Source organism: Acinetobacter sp. LipI_19, assembly GCF_058242925.1.
In genome coordinates this window covers 2,181,037-2,207,370 of sequence record NZ_JBZAYK010000001.1, presented here as the reverse complement: position 1 = coordinate 2,207,370, position 26,334 = coordinate 2,181,037, and the positions used below count along the sequence as shown (strand labels likewise).

At 37.7% G+C, this 26,334-nt stretch carries 19 protein-coding genes and 1 pseudogene; 15 read left to right on the top strand and 5 right to left on the bottom strand.

The genetic code is table 11. The annotated features are described in order from the left end of the window. The first annotated feature begins 121 nt into the window (after nt 1-121). From AC4CVF_RS10940 to AC4CVF_RS10890, 11 genes and pseudogenes are all read left to right on the top strand, one after another. The gene (locus AC4CVF_RS10940) at nt 122-1,366 is read left to right on the top strand and encodes an efflux RND transporter periplasmic adaptor subunit (protein ID WP_419337731.1); all 1,245 of its coding nucleotides are present in this window, start codon (nt 122-124) and stop codon (nt 1,364-1,366) included. After that, the gene (locus AC4CVF_RS10935; RefSeq protein WP_490789439.1) at nt 1,363-4,479 is read left to right on the top strand and encodes a multidrug efflux RND transporter permease subunit; all 3,117 of its coding nucleotides are present in this window, start codon (nt 1,363-1,365) and stop codon (nt 4,477-4,479) included. The genes AC4CVF_RS10940 and AC4CVF_RS10935 overlap by 4 nt, the downstream gene beginning before the upstream one ends. A 503-nt stretch (nt 4,480-4,982) precedes the next feature. Beyond that, nucleotides 4,983-5,840, top strand: coding sequence for an energy transducer TonB (locus tag AC4CVF_RS10930; protein WP_419328271.1), 858 nt, complete (start codon nt 4,983-4,985; stop codon nt 5,838-5,840). A 41-nt stretch (nt 5,841-5,881) separates the two neighbouring features. Beyond that, nucleotides 5,882-6,478, top strand: a complete 597-nt coding sequence (locus AC4CVF_RS10925; RefSeq protein WP_490789438.1) for a biliverdin-producing heme oxygenase — start codon at nt 5,882-5,884, stop codon at nt 6,476-6,478. 31 nt (nt 6,479-6,509) lie between these two features. Further along, a complete protein-coding gene (locus AC4CVF_RS10920; protein WP_004721341.1) occupies nt 6,510-6,935 on the top strand; it encodes a YbaN family protein in 426 nt (141 codons plus the stop codon). 17 nt (nt 6,936-6,952) lie between these two features. Next, nucleotides 6,953-7,390, top strand: a complete 438-nt coding sequence (locus tag AC4CVF_RS10915) for a Fur family transcriptional regulator (RefSeq protein ID WP_004820653.1) — start codon at nt 6,953-6,955, stop codon at nt 7,388-7,390. A gap of 284 nt (nt 7,391-7,674) precedes the next feature. Then, on the top strand, nt 7,675-8,196 hold the full coding sequence (locus AC4CVF_RS10910; RefSeq protein WP_004721334.1) for a sigma-70 family RNA polymerase sigma factor: 522 nt from the start codon (nt 7,675-7,677) through the stop codon (nt 8,194-8,196). Further along, nucleotides 8,197-9,210: a FecR family protein gene (locus AC4CVF_RS10905; protein ID WP_336953254.1), complete on the top strand. Its 1,014-nt coding sequence runs from the start codon at nt 8,197-8,199 to the stop codon at nt 9,208-9,210. Between the two features lie 274 nt (nt 9,211-9,484). Beyond that, nucleotides 9,485-12,616, top strand: coding sequence for a TonB-dependent receptor (locus AC4CVF_RS10900; protein WP_490789437.1), 3,132 nt, complete (start codon nt 9,485-9,487; stop codon nt 12,614-12,616). Between the two features lie 205 nt (nt 12,617-12,821). After that, nucleotides 12,822-13,580 carry a Slam-dependent surface lipoprotein gene (locus AC4CVF_RS10895; protein ID WP_336953251.1) on the top strand — a complete coding sequence of 253 codons (759 nt, stop codon included), beginning with the start codon at nt 12,822-12,824 and terminating at the stop codon, nt 13,578-13,580. 66 nt (nt 13,581-13,646) lie between these two features. Then, nucleotides 13,647-15,137 (top strand): annotated as a pseudogene (locus tag AC4CVF_RS10890) (surface lipoprotein assembly modifier). 592 nt (nt 15,138-15,729) lie between these two features. On the opposite strand, the gene AC4CVF_RS10885 reads toward AC4CVF_RS10890, so the two are convergent. Then, a complete protein-coding gene (locus tag AC4CVF_RS10885) occupies nt 15,730-16,425 on the bottom strand; it encodes an alpha/beta hydrolase (RefSeq protein WP_483770022.1) in 696 nt (231 codons plus the stop codon). A gap of 202 nt (nt 16,426-16,627) precedes the next feature. On the opposite strand from AC4CVF_RS10885, the gene AC4CVF_RS10880 reads away from it, so the two are divergent. Then, complete coding sequence (locus AC4CVF_RS10880; protein WP_419820552.1) at nt 16,628-17,524, top strand: AraC family transcriptional regulator; 897 nt, start codon at nt 16,628-16,630, stop codon at nt 17,522-17,524. A 228-nt stretch (nt 17,525-17,752) separates the two neighbouring features. Further along, on the top strand, nt 17,753-18,130 hold the full coding sequence (locus AC4CVF_RS10875; protein WP_336953246.1) for a hypothetical protein: 378 nt from the start codon (nt 17,753-17,755) through the stop codon (nt 18,128-18,130). Nucleotides 18,131-18,249: 119 nt separating this feature from the next. Here the strand turns inward: AC4CVF_RS10875 and AC4CVF_RS10870 are convergent, their stop codons facing one another. Further along, nucleotides 18,250-19,485, bottom strand: a complete 1,236-nt coding sequence (locus AC4CVF_RS10870) for a pyridoxal phosphate-dependent aminotransferase (RefSeq protein ID WP_004721317.1) — start codon at nt 19,483-19,485, stop codon at nt 18,250-18,252. Between the two features lie 221 nt (nt 19,486-19,706). Between AC4CVF_RS10870 and AC4CVF_RS10865 the strand changes: the two genes are divergently transcribed. Further along, complete coding sequence (locus AC4CVF_RS10865; RefSeq protein ID WP_004721316.1) at nt 19,707-19,886, top strand: hypothetical protein; 180 nt, start codon at nt 19,707-19,709, stop codon at nt 19,884-19,886. Between the two features lie 98 nt (nt 19,887-19,984). Here the strand turns inward: AC4CVF_RS10865 and AC4CVF_RS10860 are convergent, their stop codons facing one another. From AC4CVF_RS10860 to AC4CVF_RS10850, 3 genes are all read right to left on the bottom strand, one after another. Further along, nucleotides 19,985-21,436: a sensor domain-containing diguanylate cyclase gene (locus AC4CVF_RS10860; protein ID WP_336953244.1), complete on the bottom strand. Its 1,452-nt coding sequence runs from the start codon at nt 21,434-21,436 to the stop codon at nt 19,985-19,987. A gap of 185 nt (nt 21,437-21,621) precedes the next feature. Continuing rightward, nucleotides 21,622-23,034, bottom strand: a complete 1,413-nt coding sequence (locus tag AC4CVF_RS10855; RefSeq protein WP_490789436.1) for a sensor domain-containing diguanylate cyclase — start codon at nt 23,032-23,034, stop codon at nt 21,622-21,624. Nucleotides 23,035-23,227: 193 nt separating this feature from the next. Next, complete coding sequence (locus AC4CVF_RS10850) at nt 23,228-24,007, bottom strand: A1S_2505 family phage non-structural protein (RefSeq protein WP_336953242.1); 780 nt, start codon at nt 24,005-24,007, stop codon at nt 23,228-23,230. A gap of 177 nt (nt 24,008-24,184) precedes the next feature. Here AC4CVF_RS10850 and uvrB point away from each other — a divergent pair, with 177 nt between their 5' ends. Further along, nucleotides 24,185-26,206, top strand: coding sequence for an excinuclease ABC subunit UvrB (gene uvrB / locus AC4CVF_RS10845; protein WP_336953241.1), 2,022 nt, complete (start codon nt 24,185-24,187; stop codon nt 26,204-26,206). Nucleotides 26,207-26,334: the final 128 nt, after the last annotated feature.

Sequence of the window (26,334 nt, the reverse complement as noted above, 5' to 3'; positions counted from 1 at the left end):
AATGGATACAGGCCCATCATAATTTATTTTTAATGGCTATATCCACACAATCTCCACACTTTGGTGACGCTAAGTACACAAATATTGCCAATAATCGTCATATCTAGAACTCTGGGTGCAGATGATGCCTAAGCCTTATTTTTTTATTATTTTATTGGTTGTTTTAAGTGGGAGTGCGTTAACTGGATGTAATCGCTCAGGAAATGCTGAAGCAGAACAAGCACAGCAGGCTGCACCAGCCAAAGTCAGTATTTATACCGTTCAACAGCAAGATATTCATTTGATTGAAAACTTACCTGCACGTGTACAAGCCTATCGAATTTCAGAAATTCGCCCACAAGTTGGCGGAATTATTGAAAAGGTGCTGTTTACCCAAGGCAGTGAAGTTAAGGCTGGACAACCCTTATTTAAGATCAATTCGGAAATTCTTCAAGCAGATGTCAATAGTAATCAGGCTTTATTGGCAAAAGCACAGGCAGAAGTGGTGCGTCTAAAAACCCAACAGGAGCGATATCGACAACTGCTTCCTTCCAATGCCATTAGTAAACAGGAATTTAATAATACGGAAGCCGCTTATCAACAGGCTTTGGCCGAAGTTGCTCAAACTAAGGCAGCATTGGCACGACAAAATTTAAACTTACGCTATGCGACTGTACGCGCCCCGATTTCAGGTCAAATTGGTAAGTTGCTGGTAACCGAAGGTGCATTGGTCAGCACCAGCGATACCAATCCAATGGCTTTGGTGCATCAGTTAGATAAAGTCTATGTTGATGTTAAACAATCAATTTCTGAATATGAGCAATTGCAAGATCGTTTGAATGATGGTTCGTTATTACAACGTGGTGGTGCTGAGGTTAGCATATCCAATAGTCAGGGTAAATTGTATCCAGTCACAGGAAAGATTTTATTCTCAGATACCAGCGTAGATCCTAATACGGGTGACGTGACCATCCGTGTTGAAGTAAATAACCCCCAACGGAAATTATTGCCAGGGATGTATGTCAGAGTTGGTTTAAACAGAGCATCACAACCCAATGCCTTACTTGTACCTGAGCAAGCTGTGCAAAGAGATATTTCAGGTCAAGCACAACTGATGATTGTAAAAGCAAATCAGACTGCTGAAACACGTCCAGTGAGTTTAGGGCAGTTATATAAAGGTTTCTATGTGGTGAATAGTGGAATTAAAGCTGGTGAAAAAGTCATCGTTGAGGGGCATGATCGAATTCAACAGCCAGAACAGCCTTTAAAAATAACCCAGTGGAAGTCGCAATACATAACCGATGTTGGGGGCACGCAAGCACAAAATAAGGGCAGTGATCAAAGCACTGCAAGTCAGTCTTCTCCGAATACAGGAGAAAAATTATGATATCGCAGTTCTTTATTAAACGGCCAATCTTTGCATGGGTAATTGCACTCTTTATTATTCTGTTTGGTGTCTTAAGTATTCCAAAGTTGCCGATTTCTCGTTTTCCTTCAGTTGCACCACCTTCGATTAGTATCTATGCAACTTATCCGGGAGCAACACCAGAAACCTTGAATGATAGTGTTGTTACCTTGATTGAGAGAGAGTTATCGGGAGTAAAGAATTTACTTTATTACAGCGCCACCTCTGATGCCAGTGGTCAAGCGAGTATCACTGCCACATTTAAACCGGGGACTGATCCAGAGTTGGCTCAGGTAGATGTGCAAAATAAACTAAAGTCTATCGAACCGAGATTGCCACAATCTGTTAGACAGCAAGGCCTGATTGTTGAAGCGGCATCTTCTGGATTTCTGATGATGGTCGGAATTAACTCACCAAATGATCAATTTAAAGAAATTGATTTAAGTGATTATTTGGTTCGAAATGTGGTTGAAGAATTAAAACGGGTTGAAGGGGTCGGACGTATCCAATCTTTTGGATCAGAAAAAGCCATGCGTATTTGGATAGATCCAAACAAACTGGTGTCTTATCAGCTGTCGATTAAAGATGTCACAAATGCCATTCAAGCACAAAATACGCCGATATCTCCGGGAAGTGTCGGGAGTTTGCCTGCGGTCCAAGGACAGATGATTACACTGCCATTAACGGCTGAAGGGCAGTTAAGTACAGTGGAAGAATTTCAAAATATTACTTTGCGTGCCAATCAGAGTGGCGCACAAGTCACACTTAAAGATGTTGCACGGGTGGAGCTTGGTGCGCAAACCTATAGTTTTTCTATTTTAGAAAATGGAAAGCCAGCAACCGCTTTGGCGATTCAAATGAGCCCAGGCGGGAATGCAGTCAAGACATCTGAAGCGGTCAAAGCAAAAGTTGAGGAGTTGAGCAAGGTTTTACCAAAGGGGATGCAATATTCGATTCCTTATGATACTGCGCCGTTTGTTAAAATTTCGATTGAAAAAGTAATCATGACTTTGCTGGAAGCAATGGTGTTGGTTTTCCTTGTTATGTATTTATTTTTACATAACATTCGTTACACCTTGATCCCTTCAATTGTTGCACCGATTGCACTTCTGGGCACATTTGCAGTGATGTTGATCAGTGGTTTTTCGGTCAATGTTTTAACCATGTTTGGTATGGTTTTAGCCATCGGTATTATTGTCGATGATGCGATTGTGGTGATTGAAAATGTGGAACGTATCATGGCAACGGAAGGCTTATCACCTGTTGATGCGACTTCTAAAGCAATGCAAGAAATTACCAGTCCAATCATCGGGATAACCTTGGTACTGGTGGCGGTTTTTTTACCGATGGCCTTTGCCAGTGGTTCGGTAGGGATTATCTATAGACAATTTACCGTGACCATGGCGGTATCCATTGCATTCTCAGCATTTTTAGCACTGACCTTAACCCCTGCACTTTGTGCAACCTTGTTAAAACCGATTGAAGCAGATCATCAGAAAAAAGGCTTCTTTGCGTGGTTTGATCGCTTTTTTGACCGCGTCAATAAAAAGTATGAAGCAATTTTAGTGAAATTGTTGAAACACATTTTTACTGTGATGATTGTATTTGTTGTTCTGACAGGTTTCTTAGTATTTGCGTTTAAATCGATCCCAACTGCTTTTTTACCAGAAGAAGACCAAGGCTCATTTATCACCTCATTTCAATTGCCTGCAGATGCCAGTCAAGAGCGGACATTGACCATTGTAAAATCGTTTGAGGAACATTTAAAAAGCAGAGAAAGTATTAAGGAAAATGTTTCTGTACTTGGGTTTGGCTTTAGTGGTTCTGGTAATAACACAGCCATTGCCTTTACAAATTTAAAAGATTTCAAAGACAGAAATACCTCCGCTGCAGATGAGGTTAACGCTGTAAATGCGGCCATGGCAGAAAGTGCAGAAGGTACGATTATGTCTGTTTTACCGCCTGCAATTGAAGAAATGGGAACAACTTCGGGCTTTACTTTACGTTTACAAGATCGCGGTAACCTTGGAATGCAAGCTTTGAATGAGGCACAAGCGCAGTTGATCAGTCTTGCAGCAACCAGTAAAAAACTGGCTTATGTTTATCCAGAGGGTTTACCACCAGGTAGTAATGTCGATTTAAAAATTGATCGCAATAAGGCAGAAGCTTTAGGTGTGAATTTTGCTGATGTGACAGATACCATTTCATCTTCAATGGGCTCAATGTATGTCAATGATTTTCCAAATCAAGGACGAATGCAGCAAGTGATTGTTCAAGTTGATGCCGATTCACGGATGAAAGTCACTGATATTTTAAATTTGAATGTGGTTAACAAGACTGGAGCACTGGTTAAACTGTCTGAGATTGTAACACCTGTGTGGACACAGTCTCCGCAGCAATACAATCGCTATAATGGACGACCATCATTGAGTATTGCAGGGGCAGGCGCAGAAGGGATTTCTTCCGGGGAAGTGATGAAGGAAATGGAGCGACTGATTGAGCAATTACCACAAGGTATTGGTTATGAGTGGACCGGGCAATCCTTGGAGGAAAAACAGTCAGAAGCGCAAACCAATTTCTTATTGGCATTGTCAATGTTGGTAGTTTTCCTCGTCCTTGCTGCACTCTATGAAAGCTGGTCGATTCCACTGTCGGTGATGCTGGTTGTACCTTTAGGTATGATTGGTGCAGTGGTTGCAGTATGGATTCGAGGGATTCCCAATGATATTTTCTTTAAAGTGGGTTTAATTACCATCATTGGATTATCTGCAAAAAATGCCATTTTGATTGTTGAATTTGCCAAAATGCTCAAAGAAGAGGGAATGACTTTGATCGAAGCCACTGTCGCAGCTGCTAAACTTCGTTTAAGACCGATCTTGATGACATCCTTGGCTTTTACCGCTGGCGTGATTCCATTGGTGATTGCTACAGGTGCAAGTTCTGAAACTCAGCATGCGATTGGTACAGGGGTTTTTGGTGGTATGGTCAGTGCGACGATACTTGCAATCTTTTTTGTCCCAGTATTTTTTGTGTTTATTCTCAGCGCAGTTGAGAAATTACGTGGTAAAGTTTTATCTGTTGGAAAACTGCCTTAAGCGCTCTGCGTTAAGCTTTTAATTTTTAGTCTTGTGTTTTGTAGAGGATAAGCATTTGTCCTTTACAATATTTCTAAGCCATCCATTGCATTTATGATATGCATTTATTTAGATGACCTAATTTTTCTTCCTATTATTTTTATCTCTTATAGTTTTTTTTAGATATACGGTTCAGTTGTTTTAACTGCATTATTTATATAAGTTTATTTTTTTCATTTAAATAAATACGTTCAGTGGCCCACTGTTTTATCGTCAAATTGCCTCTTCTAAACCATTCTTATTTACATTTAATTACATTTCTCATTAGGCATTTTTGCCTTCTCATTCGTCTATATAGATAAAGGCAGTGTTTTTTAATTCACAGCAATTGATCTGATAGACGAAGCAGGAAGGACTCATGAACAGTACAACGCAATACAATAGATTGAGCAGACAAGAAAAGCATAGGGTCTTATTCAGCACTCAGCAAATGCGCTACATTTATTTGCGCTGTATCTAAGCCTATGTCTGCTGTAATTCTCGCTTCAAATGATAAGCAAAAATACTCTACGCTTTGTGGGGTAGTGATCAGTCATATATTGTTGTTATGGTATTTGTCTTATTTAAAAACAGATGTTCGTATTGAATCACATTCAGTTGAAAATGCGATTCAAATTCGTTTTATCAGCTTGAACAAAACCGATGTTGTACAACAGAGCAGTACCAAGCTGCAGAAGGCATCAGAGCAAGCTGCAACGCAATCAAAAGCACAGCCTCAATCTACAGTAGCAACAGCGGTACAACATCAACAACAGGTAAAAGTGATACACAGTACTGAGTCAAAAAAGTTGAAGATGGATCAAACAACACAACAGACAACAAAAGCACAAGAAAAAAAACCAACCGATCAACAGACGGAAAGTAAATCTGAATCAAATCGTCAGTCAACGCAAACATTCACGGAAACGAAATCATCTACGAATAGTGAACAGACTGTTACAGGTCAGTCAAATGAGATAGCCAAACGTGCAGGCGGTGAAGCAGGCAAAGACAATAAAAAAGAACAAAACGCTGCCTCTACTTCTCAACCACAGCAACCGCTTCCCGTGAGTCGGGTCGATGTACTCAGCTTTGGCAAGCTTAATTACGATGATCGCGAATTGCAAAACCAGCAGCGCTTGTTGGTTCTCACCATCAAAATCAATCCACAAGGGCAGCCGATAGATGTCAGAGTAAAGCAAAGCTCAGGCATGAGTAGTTTGGACGAAAGAGCTATACAAGCTGCACAAAAAGCAAAATTTAAACCACATATTGTCAATGGTGAAGCATTGGCAATCGTGGTGGATTTTCCCATTCAGCTTAAGCTTGGTCGTAATCGCTGATTGGATCATTAAACAATGAAAAGGTTTATTTAGGAGTTTTTATGAACGCATCAACAGAAAAAGTGATCAGCAGTAGTTTAATGCAACGCTTGAAACAAGAAACACTGGCAGAGCATGAACGTATGGAAATCTTGATGCAGCAATCAGGCGCGTTTGAGAGTAAAGAAAATTATGCGCAATTCACCCTGTCGCAATATTATTTTCAGAAAGATGTTGAACATCTTTATCAAGATTCACAGGTTGAACAATTGATTCCCGATTTAGATGTGCGTGGGCGTTCCGATGCAGCTTTACAAGACTTGGCTGATTTAGGTTTAACGCCTCAGCAGCAGGGTATTGCAACCGATGAAATTAGTTTTCCACAATCTTTGGGCTGGATTTATGTTTCAGAAGGTTCAACCTTAGGCGCAGCATTTTTACTCAAAGAGGCTCAGGCTAGATTTGGCTTTAATGCTGATTTTGCTGCACGTAACTTAGCAGCATATCCAGAGGGGCGTGGTTTAGTGTGGAAGCGTTTCAAGCAAACCCTAGATGATGCAAATTTTAGTTTAGAGGAACAGCAATTGATTATTGAGGGGGCTATGCAAGGCTTTCATCGTTTTGGTGAACTTTTAGCACAATTAAAAATACTGAAATAAATAATTGATGATGGATAAAGGAAATCAAGCAATGAAGCAAACGGGGTCAGAGACCAATCTAAATACCAGTATTTCTATGTCGGAGCCGAGACTTGCGAAGTCATGGTTGGTTCGCTGGATCTGTATTGCACTGGCGGGGTTATGTCTGGTCTTAGGGACGATCGGTTTGGTGGTTCCTGGTTTGCCTACGTTTGATTTTTATTTTTTGGCAACGTTGTTTGCTGCAAAGGGTTCGCAACGAATGCATCAGTGGATTGTTAATAATAAAGTCATTGCTCCGATTTTACAGCAATGGCAACTCAAACGAACTTTGCCCGTAAAAGTAAAACTATTTTCTTTGGCCAGTATGAGTGTGGCTGCTGGCATTTTAATTTGGACTGTGCCTCATCCATGGGCAGTAGGGACCATTGTTTTGATGATGGTTTGTGTGCAATTGTGGATGTGGTTAAAAGCATAAATGAGGATAATCTCAGGATGGAAATCTTTGAATATTATAAAAATACTGAAGAACTTAAACGCTTGCTGTTGCAAGCAAACTTAAAAGTAACCACAACACGATTAACTGTACTGAATATTTTAAGAAATGCACAACGAGAGCTGACAGCAGCCGAAATTTTGTATAGTCCAGATTTAAAAGTGAAAAAATTATCTTTTGCTGGTGTCTATCAAACCCTGAAACAGCTTGTTAAAGCAGGATTGTTGGTTAAATTTAAGCTGGGCAGTGAACAAGCATTATATTCATTCAAGGGAAGTCAAACCAATATGAGAATATATTGTAAAAAGTGTAGTCAGTTGCAACAAATTAATGATGAGGCTTTAGAGCAGCAAATTCGAGGACTTATTTTAGAACATGGTGCAAGTTCATATCATCTGGTTATAGAAAAACCCTCTTGTCCTTATTGTAGTCATTAAAACAACATGTCAAAGGGGAAGATTATTTTATGATAAAAATATCCATAAAATTAAATAATAAATCGGAATTTACACTGAATGATAACCAAGATATTGAGGTTCAATGTGTATTAACGATTGATAATTTAGCTTTATTTTTTAAGTATATTAAATGATCAAATAGAACATAAGGATGTACATAAACTAAAAAATAATCATATATACGGGGATTTTCTCTCAGGGTGTCTTGACATTTAAATGATAATTATTATCATTTAAAAGACCATCAAAGAGTTGATCCTATTGTGAACAAAAATCCTGCATTTGTAGATCAATTGTACCGTAATCACCAATCTTGGTTGCATCAATGGCTTAGAAAAAAAGTAGGCAATAGTGAGCAAGCCGCAGATTTGGTACAAGATACGTTTATTAAAATTCTGCAAACGCGTGATGAACTTTTTGGAGTAAAAGAACCTCGTGCATATCTGGTGACTATTGCCAGAAATTTAATGATTGATCAGGTACGCCGTAAGCGCATAGAGCAAGCCTATCTGAATGAATTAAGCCAGATGGAATATATGCTGGATACAATTCCTTCACCAGAAGATCAGCTTCAAGTTGTTCAAGCGATTGACCAGATTTGTCAGGCTTTGATACGCGTCTCTGAAAAAGCACAACAAGCTTTTGTGCTCCATTATTTTGAAGGTTTAACCCATAAAGAAATTGCAGAAATCATTGGTGTTTCAACCAAGATGATTCAAAAATATCTAGCAACTTGCCTTGTGCAATGCTACGCACTGAAACAAGAGAAGGATTTGTTTGAGTAAATGATTGAAGAAGAGAAGAGTAAGCAAAAATTAATCGAAGAAGCAGCGGAATGGATTGTGCTGCTGAGTAGCGATGATGATTTACTCAAAAGAACAGCGCAATCAGATTTTGATGCTTGGAAAATCAAGAGTCCACAACGCCAAAAAATTGCTCAAGATATCGAGCAATATATTACTTCGATTCAAAAATTGGTACAGAATCCACAACAACAGAAAATGACCCAATCTGTCTTAAAAACAGGTTTACATAGTGCCCGTAAGCAAAAAAATATGCGCTATGGTGGAATTTTAACGGTGATATTGTGTTGTGTAGGGGGTATTTATAGTTATTTTATTTATCATCCAGTGTCATATCTAACCGCTAATATTAAAAATCATGCGGGAGAATGGGCAACCCAAACTTTAGCAGATGGTTCACAACTTAAACTCAGTGGTCAGAGTGCGGTTAATCTAGACTTCTCAGCAAATCAGCGTGTTGTGGAGTTGGTTCAAGGGGAAATATTTGTAGATGTGGCCAAAGACAAAACCCGTCCTTTTATTGTCAAAACCCAACATGGTCAAATTGAAGCATTGGGAACTGCATTTAGTGTTCAATATCAGCCAGACGCGACTGGGCTTAAAATGCTACATTCCAAAGTGAAAGTGCAGTCCTCGAAACAAGACGAAGATCAAACCAAAGCATCTTCTGTGATTGTGACAGCAGGGCAAGAAGTCATACTTGATCGAAATGGTATACAACCTATACATACTTTTAATTTATACAATGAACAGCAGAAATGGAATCAACGGCATTTGATTGTTGAAAATATGTCTTTGTCAAAAGTGCTAAATGAGTTGAATCGAAATAGTAAAGAAAAAATTATATTTAACGCTACCAAGTTAGAGCAAATTAAGGTCAATGCTGTATTGCCTTTAGATCATACCGAAAGCGCCTTGCAACTATTAAGCAGTGTGTTCCCTCAGTTAAATGTCTATCAAATCACCCCATATTTCACAGTTGTGACTTTGCAATAAACAGCATGATTTAAGCACTTGGTTTGAATCATGCTGTTTAGCTTTAAATTAGACCTAAAATTTTAGGATAAAATTCATATCGTTTTTAAAAATGATTGATAAATATGACAAATAATAATTTTGTGAAAATAAAAGATAGATAATTTAAATTTATTTTGAATAAACGGTTCCACTTTTTCATTTCTTGTACGTCATAGTAAGTAGAAGCAAATATTAGGAATACATTTAATTTAATATATTGAATGATTCTTATTTACATTTACTGGGGCGTAAAATGAGTGAAGCTGTTTGCGGTCAAAAGCATCCAAAATATTCTTTCAAAGTGACATCATTGGCATTGGCGATTCATCTCGTTTGTGTTGGTGTGGCAACAACATTCGCGACACAAAGCACTTATGCGCTCAGTACAGAAACGCAGTCATATCATATTCCAGCGGGTTCACTTGCCAGTGTTTTAAATACCTTTGCTGAGCAAGCGGGTACCTCGATTGCAATTGATGCAAATCAGCTCAAAGGTAAACGTAGTCTAGGTTTAAGCGGGCAGTATAATTTAGAAAACGGCTTTCAACATATTTTAGCAGCAACCGAGTTTACTGTGGTGAAAGTTGGAAATGGCTATATATTGAAGCATGTGGATAAAGCTGAAATTAGACCCATACCAGTACAATCTCAGCCTATGACATCAGATCAAGAAAATGTCGTACAGCTTAGCCCAATGACTGTTTTTGGCACAGTCAGTCGCGATACAAAAGGGCAGAATGATGTTTATGATCAAGATATTTCTAGCGTCTATGCCAGCAAAGAGCAAATAGAACGATATAAAGGTGCTCAGCCAGCAGACTTATTTAAGGGAATGGTCGGAGTATACAGTGGTGATGCCCGAAATAGTGGTGCTTTAGATCCAAGTATCCGTGGTGTTCAAGGACCGGGCCGCGTTCCTGTCCTTATTGATGGCACAGAACAGGCACTCACTGTATGGCGTGGCTATAACGGTGCAAACAATCGTAGCTATATTGACCCTAATTTAATTGGTGGGCTACAAGTGATTAAAGGGCCTTCCATCACACGCAATGTAAATACAGGTGTCGGTGGCGCTGTCGTTATTCATACTCTAGCTGTAGATGATGTTTTAAAAGAGGGCAAAAATTTTGGTGGGGAAATAAAAATAGAGACCAGCAGCAATGCGGTGAAACCTCGAGAACCGCAATTACTCACCGGTCAAAGCATTTACGATAATCCAAATTATCCAGCTACAGGAACGGACTGGCAAGGCAATCCAGTTTTCGAGCCTTATTATGATCCATCCTTATTTAAATTAGCACGACAAAATAAAGAAAATAATATTTATTCAGGCGATGATGTTGCAACACGTATTGCTTTGGCAGGACGTAGTGATAATTTTGAAGTTTTGGCTGCTTATGCTTATCGTAATAAAGGCAATCATTTTGCAGGGAAAAATGGCAGTGATTTTTATGATAAACCTGCCACAGGACGATTTAATTACGTTCCATACCTTGCCAAAGTTTACCCAGGAGGTACAGAAGTTCCCAATACATCCCTTGAAACTGAATCTTATTTGTTGAAAGCGACATGGAAACCAACAGATGAACAGCGTTTAGAGTTTGGTTATCGGGACAGTTCAATTACCAATGGAGAAATTCTGCCTTCGCGAATTGCTTGGGGTGAGCTGGTAAAAAATAAAGCAGGGGTACCGCAATGGCCTTTAAGTCATATCGACTCTAAAGCCTATAATATGGAATACAAATATCAACCTAAAAACAATAATTTAGTCGATTTTTACGGCAATATTTGGCGGACAGATACCAAGAGTCATACCTATAGTTCAGGTGGATTTCCCAATGATACCAATACAAACTTAGGTGTTTTTGTGAACAGTGCTACTGCAAACTCAGACAACACCCGTCAAGGAATGACCTTGAGTAATAAGTTTAAATTGCTGTCTAATCTGGGCTTAACAGTAGGGGGAAGTTTTCAAAAAGAAAAACTCAGTTCAGATGATATTTATAAAGATCCGAATATTAACGGAACAAATTTGGGCTATAGGATGCTACCGCGAGCAGGCGAACGAGAAGAGAAAGAGTTTAATTTTAACTTTGACTACCAACCTATCTCATGGCTGAATTTAAGTGCAGGTGCAAGATATCAAAATTATTGGGCATTTGATGATTTTCTCAATGAACGAGTCAATGCGGGTGATCCTCAATTCAGCCTGATTAAAAAAGCCACAGCATTAAACATGACTTATTATACAAAAAGAGCAAATATGACCCCTGCACGAGAACAACAATTAAGAGAAATGTTTGATGCAGAAGCTTTGGCTCAGGGGTGGACGGAAGAATATAAGCAACAGGAATTAAAAAGAAGTCTATACGCTAAACAGAATACGATCGAATATAAAAAGGATAGTCGTGGAAAATTAACCATTGCCAATAATCCATTTTTAAATGGTACTTTGGTGGAGGGTAGGGATTATGGATATTATACGGATGGCACTCCAAGTGGTTATGAAGATATTGATTTAACCAAAACAGGTGTGCAAAAAAGCAAAGATCATGGTTGGACACCGACAGCTTCAGCAACGGTAAACTTTAGCCCCAATAGTAGAATGTATTTGCGCTATAGCGAAGCGTATAGAATGCCAAGTATGTTTGAAAGTACGCTCGGGTTTTCTGGAACCTTAAGTGGTTATAAGTTAGAACCAGAGCATGCATCGAATTATGAACTTGCCTACGTTCATAATTTATCAGAGTTATTTAAAAACAGCAGCTATGCAGATATTAAATTGGCTTATTACTATAACAAAACCAAGAATGCGATTGAGCGTAGTCCAACTTTAGCATTTAGTAATATCGATAGTCTTACTACAGAAGGCTTGGAACTGCAAAGTCGTTTTGACAATGGGCGTTTCTTTACTGACTTAAGTGCCAATTATCGTTTTAAGAATAAAGTGTGTGATGAAAATTCAGCAATGCTTTTAGGAGCGAATCACCAGTTTTTATTAAATCGTTGTGTAGATGATGGATTTGTAGGGGGATATTTGGTCAGTATGGCAACCCCAAAATATTCAGTAAATTTGACACTCGGTGGGCGATTCTTTGATCAAAAACTCGAAGTCGGAACGCGTGCAAGTTATCACCATAAGTATGAAAATCCTGAAACGAAAAACTATAACGATTTAGAGATGAGTTATTACGCGAATACGCCTTTGGCATGGAATTCAATGACCATTTTAGATGCTTATATTAATTATCGGTTGAAACAAGACACCTTATTTGAATTGGTGGGGACTAATCTCACTGATGAATTCTATATTGATCCATTAACTCGTTCGGCAATTGCAGCACCAGGTCGAACATTTAAGCTAAGCATTAGCCATAAGTTTTAAAGGAATTTATAGGTAATGAACTGAATTTATTGTCACTTAGTGGGCAATAAATGTGTGGTAAGAATAAGACTTGTACTCCTTGATTTTACACTTGAATTGAAAAATTAAAATCAGTGCAGCACATGTTTTATTTTAAATGATAATCATTAAGTTTTTTATTTTTATTCTTAATGATAAAACTTAAACTCATATCGAGGAACTTAAAATGAAACTTCAATCTATCTCATTGGCTGTTTTACTATCTGTTGGTTTAGTCGGTGTTGCACAAGCGGCCGTAGTCGGTGAGACGAGTGATGGCACTAAAGTTTTGGTTGGTTCGACTGGTTCACTTGGGCCAAATCATCCAAACTCAGGTGTTGGTTTTGGTGTTAAAACCCTTTATAACGGTGCAATAGTTGCATTTTCAGGGTTTAACGGCTATGCAGATGGCAATGGTGTGGTACGTCTAAGTCCGTACTTACCAGGGCTTCCAGCGTCTCATGCTGGAATTGGTTATGCCAACTATAAACAAGTGCCTACACAAGACGTTTGGTTTGGTGAGTGGAATGCAGAAGCCAAAGATGCCAGCGGTAAGCGTCTAGGTACAGCTGATCCAGCGACACATACTGTTTATTACAACGGTAAAGATGCGGATACCAGCGTACCATCTACAGGTACTGCAAATTATAGCGTTCAAGGTGTCAATAATTATAATGGCTCTAATTTATTGTCAGGTACGTTTACTGCTAACTTTGCAACTAAACAGTTAACGGGTTCATTGAGCGATAGTTCACGTACCTTTAATTTAGGTACTGCAACCATTAATAATGATGCAACGATTAGTGGTTCAAATGCATCTTGGACAGGTGGTCCTTCTGGTGGTGATGTTTCAGGTCAGTTCTATAATAGTCAAACCAGCTTAGCAGGTATTGCAACATTTGCTGGTAATAGAACATATGATGTAGCTTTTGGTGGTAAGAAATAATGATTTGAATGAGAAAGGCTTACTTCGGTAAGTCTTTCTTTTTTATTCTATTTGGTGAGTTTATAGATGAAAAAAATAGTATTGCTTGGTGCCGTATTGCAGTGTGGACAATGCGTTTATGCAGCGGATGATACCAGTATCAGGTTAAATCAGGAAATTAGCCAACAGCAATATCAAAATGATAAGAAACTACTCAAATCAGATGATCCTCAAAAAGACCAAGCATTGCCGAATCTGATCATACAAGGTCAGGAATATATGGTGAAGGATGAACCCGCGGAAGTTGCTTATGCGCTTTACTTGGCAGTGATGCAAAAACAATGGCAAGTCGCTTTACGTTATCTTGAAAAATATAAAAATTTTCCAAATTATGATCAGGCATTGACGGAATTTGCTGAGGGTGTCATGGCACGCACGCAGGGGAATTTAAGTTTAGCTGAGAGCAAACTAAAACACAGTTTAGAGATTCAATCGAATAATTTAATGACTCAACTTGAACTGGCTCGTGTTTACACGGAACAACAAAAAAATCAGCAAGGTCAACAGTTATTTCAGCAGATTCAATCTCAATTGGATCTGTCTACAGATCCCGCTGCCTAAGGTGTTCGTCAAACCGTAGAGATGTATATCAAAGGGCTTAAACAACGAGATGAATGGCATGGTTCATTGGCTTTTGGTTCACGTTATGCCAGTAATGTTAATAATGCTTCCGATAAATACGACATCATTACATATTATGGCATTGACCCTGAGACTAAGAAGGTCGTTCCTATTGAACAAGTAAAGCGTGGCACACCTGACGCGATCAGTGCGCAAGGTTTGGATTATGAAGCCACCTTAACTAAACGATGGTCGCTTTCTGGACAACATGGCATTGCATTGCGTGGATTATTCTATGGTCAAGTTTATCCAGAGCAGACTGATTATAATGAATTAACTTTTAACTTAAATGCGGGTTATAGTTATTACAACGAACGTAATCAAGTCTTGATTGCCCCCGTATTTGAACATAAATACTATGCCCACGACTCGCTGTATAGTGCCTATGGGCTAAGGGGTGAGTGGATGCGTTTTATCTCTAACGACAAAGCTGTCAAGTTAGAAGCCGAAATGAAAGATATAAATTATTCCCAGTATAAAGGCCAAGATGGCATGGAATATTCAGTCTATTCAACCTTTTGGAAAATTTTACCAAAAAACTGGACGCTATTTGGCGGACTGGATTTTGTTGACCATAATACCCAAGAACAATATTTTACGGCTTATCAACAACAAGGTGTACGTTTAGGGCTTTCCAAGAACTTTGAGTCAGGTTTTAACGCAAATTTATTTAGTTCTTTTCGTTGGCGTCAATTTGATAAATTTACTCCAGTGTTGGAGGCTAGACGACATGATTTTGAACAAAATTATACTTTAATTCTAAGTGCACCACGCTGGGTTTTTTATGGTTTAACACCTAATCTCACTTATCAATATAATCAAAATAACAGCAATGTAGAGTGGCTATATTCTTATGATAAACATAATGTTAGTTTAAAGCTGGAGCATCGGTTTTAAAATATTGTAGAGGTTTTATTTCTATTTGAGGAATTGAAAGCATATCAAAGAGGTCTTCTTACTGAATTCTAATTTAGACATTTATATAGTTAACTTGTCAAAAAATTCATACACAAGAAATTAATATTTATAATTAAATCAATTTCATGGAAAAATAAAATTGTTTGATTATAAAAATGCTTGCAATGCCACACTTTATGTTCAAAGTTTAAATAGCTTTGCCTAGGCGATGCCTCACTTTTCAGAGATGAAAAGATGACAAAAATCTTTCGTTTAACAGGGCTCTTGCGCTGCAAACAAAGCAGTGCTTTATTTTTGCTCATATACCCCCGCCCAACGGCGACATCCATGTCGCCCCACGGTAGGACAACCATCTATTATTCAAAAATACGAAAAACGAATTGATAACCAATAGCTTCCATAAGTTCATACAAAAACATAAGCTTCATTTATGATCAATGACTTGATGCAAATCACTTGTATGTATGATTAGGTGGTTTGACTATAGTCAAATTGAATTTCAATAAATCTAAGTTTTAAATGGGTCTAAGATATAGAGGAAATCACTTGATTCACTCTGTTCATTCATCATTTATTGAGCAAGAAAGCTGAGAGCTTCTTCAATCAAGTCTGAAATTTCTTTTGGATGTGATGCCAAAGAAGCATGGCTTGCATCTAACGAAATCACTTTTTTTGCATTTAGGCGTGCAGACATGACTTTTTGATTTTCAGGGTGGATCATTCGGTCTTGAGTCGAGATTTGATACCAAGATGGTTTCGTTTTCCATGCTGGCGTGGAAATCGTATCGCCAAAAGTGCTTGCTACTGGCGCTTTTTGGGTGACACCCATTGCAAACCCTTCATCTTTACTTAAATCCTGACAGAAACTTTCATGGAATTTATCTGCTTTAAGCCAGAGATAACCATCACTGTCTGGTTCTAAGTTTGGTGCAGCCTCAGGTAAATGTTGTTGAGTAATGCCACCAGGGCTTTCGTTTGAGTCAGGTGCAAAAGCAGCAATATAAACCAGGCCTACGACATTCGCTTGATTGCCAGCTTCAGTAATTACAGCGCCACCATATGAGTGACCAACCAGAAGGACATCTCCTTTAACTTGCGCAATCATTTTTCTTGTTCGTTCAACATCTTCAGCCAGTGAGCTAAGCGGGAGTTCTACTGCACGTAATGATCCATAACCTCGGTGAGACAGCTCAGTTACGACTTTACTCCAATGAGCAGCGCCTCCCCAAAATCCGTGTACGAATATAATTGTCGGTTTATTACTCATGTATCTCTCCTAGCTAAATGCTATTGTATTTGTTGAGCTAAATGGTTGAAGAATTTTTGTGTAAAGATTGGATATATACAGAATGTAATTTTTATACTCAAAAAAGCTTCTATAAACGATTATTCATGTTTAAATTCAATTTAACAATAACAGAAACACCAATGTTTTTGCAGAAACACTTTTTAGGAATTGTGACAAAAAAATGAGAGATGAATATGCAGAAAAAAGTGCTTTAACGGATATATTCTTTGATATTTATCAATTTGCAAAAATATCAGGTGAGATCTATGACTTCGCGCGATTTACAGATCAACAACAGTTAAGCTTTAAACAGGATTATGCATATATCCATATCGTTCAGCAGGCGACATGCAGACTTAAAGTTGCATGCACTAACCTAGATCTCGTTTTAAAAGCAGGGGATATTATTGTTCTACCTTCAGTAGGAGAACACACGATTGAATTGTTGGATGCCGAAAACCAAGCAGCCGCTGTGATTAGCTGTATTTTTAAACTTAGTGGGATTTATGGCGAAGCCATAATCGAAGGGTTGCCTCGCTATATCCATGTCCCATCGCACAATGATACGGATAAAATTGCAGAATGGGTGCCAATGACTGTTGCTGCGATAAAGCTTGAACTTGAACATCCTAGCCTTGGTAGTCAAGTGATGCTTTCAAGGATTATCGATCTTTTATTGGTGTGGTCAATACGGTTTTGGTTGGCAAAGGCAACCATTGAACATAAAAGCTGGATTGTTGCTTTACGTGACCCCACGATTAGTAAAGCATTATTTTTGCTGCATGATCGTCCTGCTTATCCATGGGATGTAGAAAATTTGGCTCAATCCACCCATCAATCACGTTCAAGTTTTGCTAAAAAATTTGTTGAACAGGTCGGTGTTTCTCCAATTCAATATTTAAAAAATTGGCGGATGAGACTGGCAAGTCAGTTTTTAAAAGAGACAGACAAAAATATTTTTCAAATTGCTGAATTAGTAGGATATAGCTCACAAGCAGCATTCACTCGTGCCTTTACACAAACATATGGGTGCGCACCAAAAGTATTTAGAGCATCATTGATGCAGAGTCATCAATAAATACAGATAATCAACTGTAGCTTTTTATGCTTTAAATGCTTTTTAACACTGAATCGTACTTAGCCAAACTGATCCAGAACAGCAATAAAACTTAAAGATTTAGGTTAGATTTCAGGTTTTATTGAAGATGAACAAAAATTGGTTAATGTCATAAATGTAATTCCCAAGACCGTGAATTGTATAGTTTCGACCTCTAGAATGAAGTGATACATCAATGGGAAGAATGACATGAAAACTTTAATCAGATTAGCTGTTATTGGTCTTTGTAGTGTTTCAAGTTTAAGTTTTGCATCACATCAAAATACGCAAGAAATACGCATTGATCACTTTGGTACAGGTAGCGATGGAGATAATACGTCAGGTCTTTTATTGAAAGAGCCAATAAAACTTGTGCCTTATTTAAAGCTTGATCAAAATAAGGAGCCGAGAATTGAACATTATGGCACAGGCAATGATGGAGACAATACCACAGGGTTATTATTAGTCGATCATGAAAAGTACTATGCGGCAAACACATCTACTGTGCAAGTTGATACTGGACGTATAGATCATTACGGTACTGGAAATGATGGAGACAATACCACGGGCTTGCTCCTCAAAGATTAATTTACAAAAAATATAGAAGCTTGTTGATAAAAATAGTGACATGTTGATAAGTAATATAAATAAAGATAAAAAAATGGGTGTAATCAATACACCCATTTTTCATTTAAACCAATCTCGTGTTATTGCGCTGCTTTTTCAGCTGCGATTGAAGCAATTGCTGCATCAACACCGTCAATAGAATCTGCAGCTTTTTTAATACGAGCAAGTGCATCAACTAGTACTTCATCAGCAGTCGCATAAGAAATACGCATATAGCCGCCTAAACCAAAAGCATCACCAGGAACTACAGCAACACCAGTTTCTTCCAACAACCATTCTGAGAATTCTGTGCAAGATTTTAAACCTTTTGCACGAATTAAAGGACGAATATTGGCATAAGCATAGAATGCGCCATCAGCAGGTAAGCAGCTAATCCCTTGAATTTCATTCAAACCATTCACAACTAAATCATGACGGCGTTTGAATGCTTCAATCATCGGTTGAAGTACATCTTGAGGACCATTTAACGCAGCTTCAGCAGCAACTTGTGAAATCGAAGTTGGGTTTGAAGTTGATTGTGATTGGATTTTTTTCATTGCACCAATCAATTTTGCAGGTCCTGCTGCATAACCGATACGCCATCCAGTCATTGCATATGCTTTAGATACACCGTTAAGTACGATAACGCGCTCATAAAGGTCAGGAGCTACAGTCGCAATGTTGTAGAACTCATCATCCCAACGGATCGGCTCATACATATCATCAGAAGCAACATAAACTTGAGGATATTTACGGAGCACTTCTGCTAAAGCTTCAAGTTCAGCTTTGCTGTAGATCATGCCTGTTGGGTTAGAAGGACTATTTAAAACCACCAAACGTGTTTTGTCTGTAATCGCAGCTTCTAGTTGAGCAGGTGTAATCTTGAAACGTTGTTCTTCACCACATTTCACGATGACAGGAACACCTTCAGCAATGATCACCATATCTGGATAGCTTACCCAATATGGCGCTGGAATAATGACTTCATCACCTTTGTTTAACAAAGCAAGTGCTAAGTTAAAGAAAGACTGTTTACCACCGCAAGAGACTAAAATCTGATTTGCAGCATAGTCAAGATTGTTATCACGTTTTAGCTTCGCAATAATTGCTTTTTTAAGGCCTGGTGTACCATCAACAGCGGTATATTTGGTAAAACCGTTGTTAATCGCTGTAATCGCAGCATCTTTGATGTGTTGTGGGGTGTCAAAATCTGGTTCGCCAGCGCCCAATCCGATTACATTTTTACCCGCAGCTTTTAATTCAGCAGCTTTGTTGGTAACAGCAAGCGTTGGAGACGGTTTGATGGCATTTACACGATCAGAGAGACGTACGTCCACGGCATTATTCCTTCTTATAGGGATTAAAAAAATAAAAAGCACATTATCATAGCCTAATTTTTCATGTTTGGTCGTCTAATATCTATTCAAATTCAATAAATATTCACGAAAAGCAAAAATTAATGTATCAAGAGAATACAAATAAAAGTGAAAGTTTAAGAGCACTCGCATCAAAGCCGAAATTTACGTACAATATAGTCAGTTAAAATTGAGTGAATCACATGAGCACCCAAAATACTCCCAAAAAGAAGCCATTGGTGAATTTACCATTTCCAATGCCATCATCTTTAGAAAATGATGATGATGTTGCCCATAACAACGTTCGCCCTAAACCTGAGCAATACGCAGACCGTACTTGGATGCCACCTCGTGGTACACGTCGTTCGATGGGAAAACGTTAAGTGTGTAAAATATAAAAATAGGTGCTTGATGCACCTATTTTTATATTAAGTGTTCAAAAGAATATTTTTTCAAGCTTATTGTTTATCTTTGTTGATGGTTAAGCACCGTCATTTAGCATTTCCGTGACATATTCATAATATTTTTTTTTCTTTTGATACATCAGTAAATCTGCTCGTTTTAGCATATTATCTATACTTTCATTTGCACCTGTTGTTGCGTAACCAATTGCAACGCTGATAGGTTGTGACGAGTAGTACTGGTTATCTATATTGAGTAATTCTTCAATAGTCATGATCATTGATTCGACGGTTTGCTCATTTGCCGCAGGCATGAGAATTACAAACTCATCTCCACCAATACGAGAAGCAGTATAACTTGTATTGGTAATGGTACGAGTCAGAATATTGCCCATACGTCGAAGTAATTCATCCCCAACATCATGACCTAACTGATCGTTGATGGCTTTTAAACCATTCATATCAATAAAAATGGCTGAAGTCGGGCGTAGTACGCCACGCTCTAAACGATTGATTTCTTCTGTATAAAATGAACGATTAAATAATTTTGTGAGAACATCATGTTTTCCTAGATATTCCAAATACGTTTCTGCTTTTTTTCGTGCAGTAATATCAGTCAATGCGACTTGAACAAGACTCCAATCATGTTCATAACCTGGGAAAACAGTGAATTGGAGTAATACATTTCGTACTGAACCATCTAATGCATAATTTACAGCTTCACGTTGATGATGAATTTTACCATTCCATAGCTCAATCAGTTGCTCACGGAAAGTCTGGTACATCTCTTTTGCAAATACTTTATTTAAGTTTTTAAATAAGGTCTCTTTATCTTTGGCTTTAAATAAATCCAGTGTTGCTTGGTTGACGTCTAATAAGATGATGTCTTCTATACACTGGTTTACAAAGTCAGTATGAACATCTAAGAAGGTACGAAAATCTTCGATACCAATTTCACGGAGTTGATCTATACGTAGTCTTACACGACTAAAATCTTCCACCCACAATGAAGTTGGCGAATAAATAAAGCGAGATTCTGCCAGTTGGCGATTTTTTTCTTCTAAACGGCGCGCATTTTGATAGTCAGTAATATCTTCAGTGGTGACTAAAACTCGGTCTAAACTGACTTCTGAACCCGGCAAAATGATACCGCGTAATTTGATATCTAACTTTTTACCTGAAATCGTGTAATTGACAGTAGTATTTGAAAATTCAGCTTCTCCATTCCAAAGTGCAACCAATTCTTTAATATGTGAATGCAGCATTTCTTTCTGAAAAATAATATCTAAGCTCTGATAGAGGTGTTGTTGAGTTCTTGCTTCAAATAAATTTAAGGTTTTTTTATTGACCTGAAGAATCTTAATTTTATGCGCACAAGCTGTGATCTGGTCTGGATTTTCTTCTAAAAAGCTTTGTAGATCTGTGATTCCTTGACTTTTCCATTGGTTAAATTGTTCTTTTACTTCGCTATAGTCTTCTAACCACATTGGGGTAGGGGATATATCAAAAATAGAAGAATCAGAAAATTCCATTATAAGATTCTCGTTCGATGTGAGGTGCTTTAGAATATTTGAAATATATCCTAAAAAAGGAGGATATAAAATAATAAAATTCATGATATTTATTACTAATCGTATTTTATGATAACTGGTTATCGTTTAATTGGATTTGCACAACTGTTACTTAATTCAAATTATATTTTTAATCCGTCAAACTATTAATCGGTCTTCAATAAATAATATGCTTGCTTATCTTGATACATAATTTTATCTGCTTTTTTTAATAACTCATCGATATTTTTATAATGGTGAGTTGTTGCATAACCAATCGCCACATGAAGTGGATGTTGCGGATTGTTAATTTGATCAAGTTCTATTTCTTGCTTAATTATTTTAAGCAGTAGCTCTATATGCTGATAATTTGATTCAGGCATAAGAATCACAAACTCATCACCACCAATACGGGAAACAGAATATGGGGTGGTTATGGTGGATTTTTTTAAAAGATTTGCAAAACGTTGAATCAGCAAATCACCAATATGATGGCCCTGTAAATCATTAATCCTTTTTAAACCATTGATATCTAAGTATATACATGAAAGTGAACTGAATGGGGTAGTTTGTAAGCGTTGAATTTCACCTACAAAAAAAGTTCGATTATATAATTGAGTTAATTGATCATGCTTGCTTGCATATAGCAGATGATCTTCTAATTTCTTACGCTCTGTTAAATCGGTAAAGGCAATTTGCACGGTATCCCAGTTATGTTTTGAATCTGGAAAAATAACAAACTGTTCGAGGACATGTAGCAAATCTCCGTTGATTGACCGATACTCACATTCTCGCTTAAGCTGATGATGGCCATCCCATAAATGTAATAATTGTTTATAAAAATTTTGTTGATAATTCTCTCTGAAAATATGATTTAAATGCTGATAAAAATGTTGTTCATTGTTGGCATTAAATAAATCCAGTAAAGCTTGATTTACACCAACTGATCGAATATTTTCAAAACAAAGAAATAGAAAATCAGGGTTTTGCTGAATATATTGATCTAAGTCAGTGACATTATTCGCTAGCAATTGATTAAATAATGATTTTATTTGGCTATAGTCTTTGACCCAGAGGGCAGTGGGTGAATGCAAAAATAGGGATTCTGCAATCCGACGTGTATTTTGACACTGAGAGATATCTTCCGTGGTTAATAAAACTCGATCCCAACTTTCTTTCGCATCCGTTAAAATATTGGCTCTAAGTTGGATATCAATTTTTTTACCTTTGCAGCTAAGGTTGACCACTTGAATCGAGCAATCTTTTTCTTTATTCCAAAGTGCTGAAAAAAATTGGATATGTAATAGTTCAGTATTTTCTGTATGCATTTCCGGAAATTTTTCTAAAATCTCCGCTAAATCATCAGCTTCATATAAAATCAGAGTGCTTTGATTGATATGAATTGTACGGATCGCTGCCAAACAGGGTTTTAAACGGCTAGTATCCTCCAATAGATGTTGTTTAATATCGGGAATACCTTGCGCCGTCCACTGATCAAATATTTTTTTTATACCACTAAAATCTTGTAACCACATGGCAATTGGAGACAAATCAAATATTGTTAAATCCATTTGCTCCATACGCTTTCCAATATCACTCTTATTAGTTTAGGGGTGTTGACATTTTATAAATGACTTGCCTTGTATCGTCTAAAAATGACTTATAGGCTCAAACAGAATCGGGCTGTCATCAGACCTTGTTCCGAGCGATATGACTTAAGTAAAAATTAAACATAGATTGGTTCAATCAAAAATAACCACACACTGAAGTATATTACTTTTTAGCCCGATGTTCTGCTTTTGGTGCAGCAATGGTACGCTGGCCAGTCCATACTGAAATAAAGTCTGTTTCATTTAAATTATAGAGTTCTAGAAGCGCTAAAATAGCTCCCCCAAAAATCATTGAACCCTCTGAATCAGACTGAAATTCAAATACTTTTCCATTTAGATTGTGAAGAATATCTTGTATTTCAAAAATACGATCTCGACCATTACTATCATTTGGATACATGGGTGTATTGAGAATAATTGTAGCGAGACTTTTTTCAGCTTCAGTTAAATCTAAGCTTTGAATTTTTTGTTCTATATCTGAACTAAAAATGACCTCATCTGATATAAAGCTATGCAGCAATTTTTGTGTGAGCTTAGGCAAAGTTTTTTCTACAAATGGGCGGAATGAAGCAGGGAAGATCACATTGCGTGAAATACCTTTAAACATGGGGGCAATTTCTTCAACTTTATAGCCAGCAACACCACAACCCACAGAAGTAATAAAATATTTTATCTTCGGGTGATTTTTTGTATAAATTTTAAAATCATCAATATAGTGTTGAATTTGCGAAAGTGGCATTTGCTGTAAATGTTCATTCATGGTGGGTATAGCAAAACTTTGTCCCGCCCAGCCACGTCCAACACCTTTAGTTGCGCCAAAATGTAAATGTGCTGTTTTTGCAGCACCGCCTTGATGAGTACCCGCCATATTACTACCAAAAACAAACACAGTATCTTCTGGCAAAGTTTTGATTATGCTTTCATCATGATAGTGATATGTCATGTTTTTCAATCTTTTAATTCGCTTGTTTCCATGTTGCTATTGAAATAAAAAAGGGTCAAGGTATTTGTTGAATATTGTGTAAAAAGCCCCATCTAGAATAGGTGTCAATGTATGGGTTTAATTGGTTTCTGTTAAACTATTATGGCTTCTTCCCGATTGGTTAAAGAGTGAATTATTGTGAGTGAACATCAACCTTTTGAACTTGTTACAAATTATCAACCTGCTGGAGATCAACCACAGGCAATAGCAAAATTAGTCGAAGGCATAAATAAAGGTTTTCACGATCAACTTCTACTCGGTGTAACGGGTTCAGGGAAAACCTACACCATGGCAAATGTGATTGCGCAAACGCAACGTCCAACTATTGTCATGGCACATAACAAAACTCTTGCTGCACAATTATATGGTGAATTTAAATCCTTTTTCCCAAACAATGCAGTTGAATACTTCGTTAGTTATTATGACTACTATCAACCCGAAGCTTATGTTCCATCTTCGGATACCTTTATTGAAAAAGATTCAGCGATCAATGATCACATTGACCAGATGCGTCTCTCTGCTACGCGTGCTTTATTAGAACGCCGTGATGCTATTATTGTCGCATCAGTATCCGCAATCTATGGTTTGGGTGATCCGAATGCTTATATGAGTATGTTATTGCATATTGTACAAGGGGACAGAATTAGTCGTGATGATATTATTCGCAGACTTGTTGAAATGCAATATACGCGAAATGAGTTGGAATTTTTACGTGGTACTTATCGTATTCGTGGCGAAATTATCGATATTTTCCCTGCTGAATCAGACCAACACGCAGTTCGTGTTGAGTTGTTTGATGATGAAGTCGATTCAATTCGATGGTTTGATCCAATTACAGGGAAAATGGTACGTAAAGCACCACGTGTGACAATCTATCCGAAAAGTCACTATGTCACTCCAAAAGATAATCTACAACGTGCAATTGGAACGATTCGGGATGAACTGGCTGATCGATTAGTTTTTTTTAAAGACCATGAAAAATTACTCGAAGCACAGCGGATCGAACAGCGCACACGTTATGATTTAGAAATGATGCAACAGTTAGGCTATACCAACGGTATTGAAAACTATTCACGTCATTTATCTGGTCGTCCAGCGGGTGAGGCGCCACCTACATTATTTGATTATATCCCAGATGATGCTTTATTAATTATTGATGAGTCGCATGTGACTGTACCCCAAATTGGTGCAATGTATAAAGGCGATCGTTCACGTAAAGAAAACTTGGTCAATTATGGTTTCCGTTTACCAAGTGCATTGGATAATCGTCCAATGAAGTTTGAAGAATGGGAACGTATCGTCCCAACCACCATTTATGTTAGTGCAACACCGGCTAAATATGAACTTGAAAAATCTGAACAAGTTGCCGAACAAGTGGTGCGACCAACAGGATTGGTCGATCCAGAAATCGAAATACGTCCTGTTTTAACGCAAGTGGATGATGTTCTTTCAGAAATTAATATCCGTAAAGAACTTGATGAGCGTGTTTTAGTCACTACTTTAACCAAGCGTATGGCAGAAGACTTAACCTCATATTTAAAAGAATATGGGGTGAAGGTGGCTTATCTGCACTCAGATATTGACACAGTTGAGCGAGTCAAAATTATTCATGATCTTCGTACAGGCGTACATGATGTTCTGGTCGGGATTAACTTATTGCGTGAAGGTTTGGATATGCCGGAAGTTTCTTTGGTTGCCATTCTTGACGCAGATAAAGAAGGTTTTCTTCGTTCTGAACGATCGTTAATCCAAACTATTGGTCGTGCTGCACGACATTTAAAAGGTAAAGCGATTTTATATGCTGACCGTATAACCGATTCGATGCAGAAAGCTATAGATGAAACCGATCGTCGTCGGGCTAAACAAATCCAATTTAATGAAGAGCATGGTATTATTCCACGTAGTGCTGTACGCCAAGCAATTAAAGAAATTGATACGGGTGAGGTTATTAGTGATGATCAAATTGAAGTAAACATAAATGATCAGCATCAAGCTTTAACTGCTGATGAACGTCACATTTTGTCTGATCCAAAACTGTTTACTAAGCATATTACGAGACTCGAAAAAGAAATGCTGAAAGCATCTAAAGAATTACAATTTGAACAAGCTGCGCGTTTACGAGACGAAATTGTGCGTTTAAAAAATAGAATGTTAAAATAATTGCTTTATTGACGTGATTTCACTTTTGCACTTGCTGTAGCTTTAGGCCAAACAAGGATACATAAAGCTACAGTCTAAGTTTAAATTTATGATTATTTTATAATAAATAGTAAAAAGTAATGCTGAGG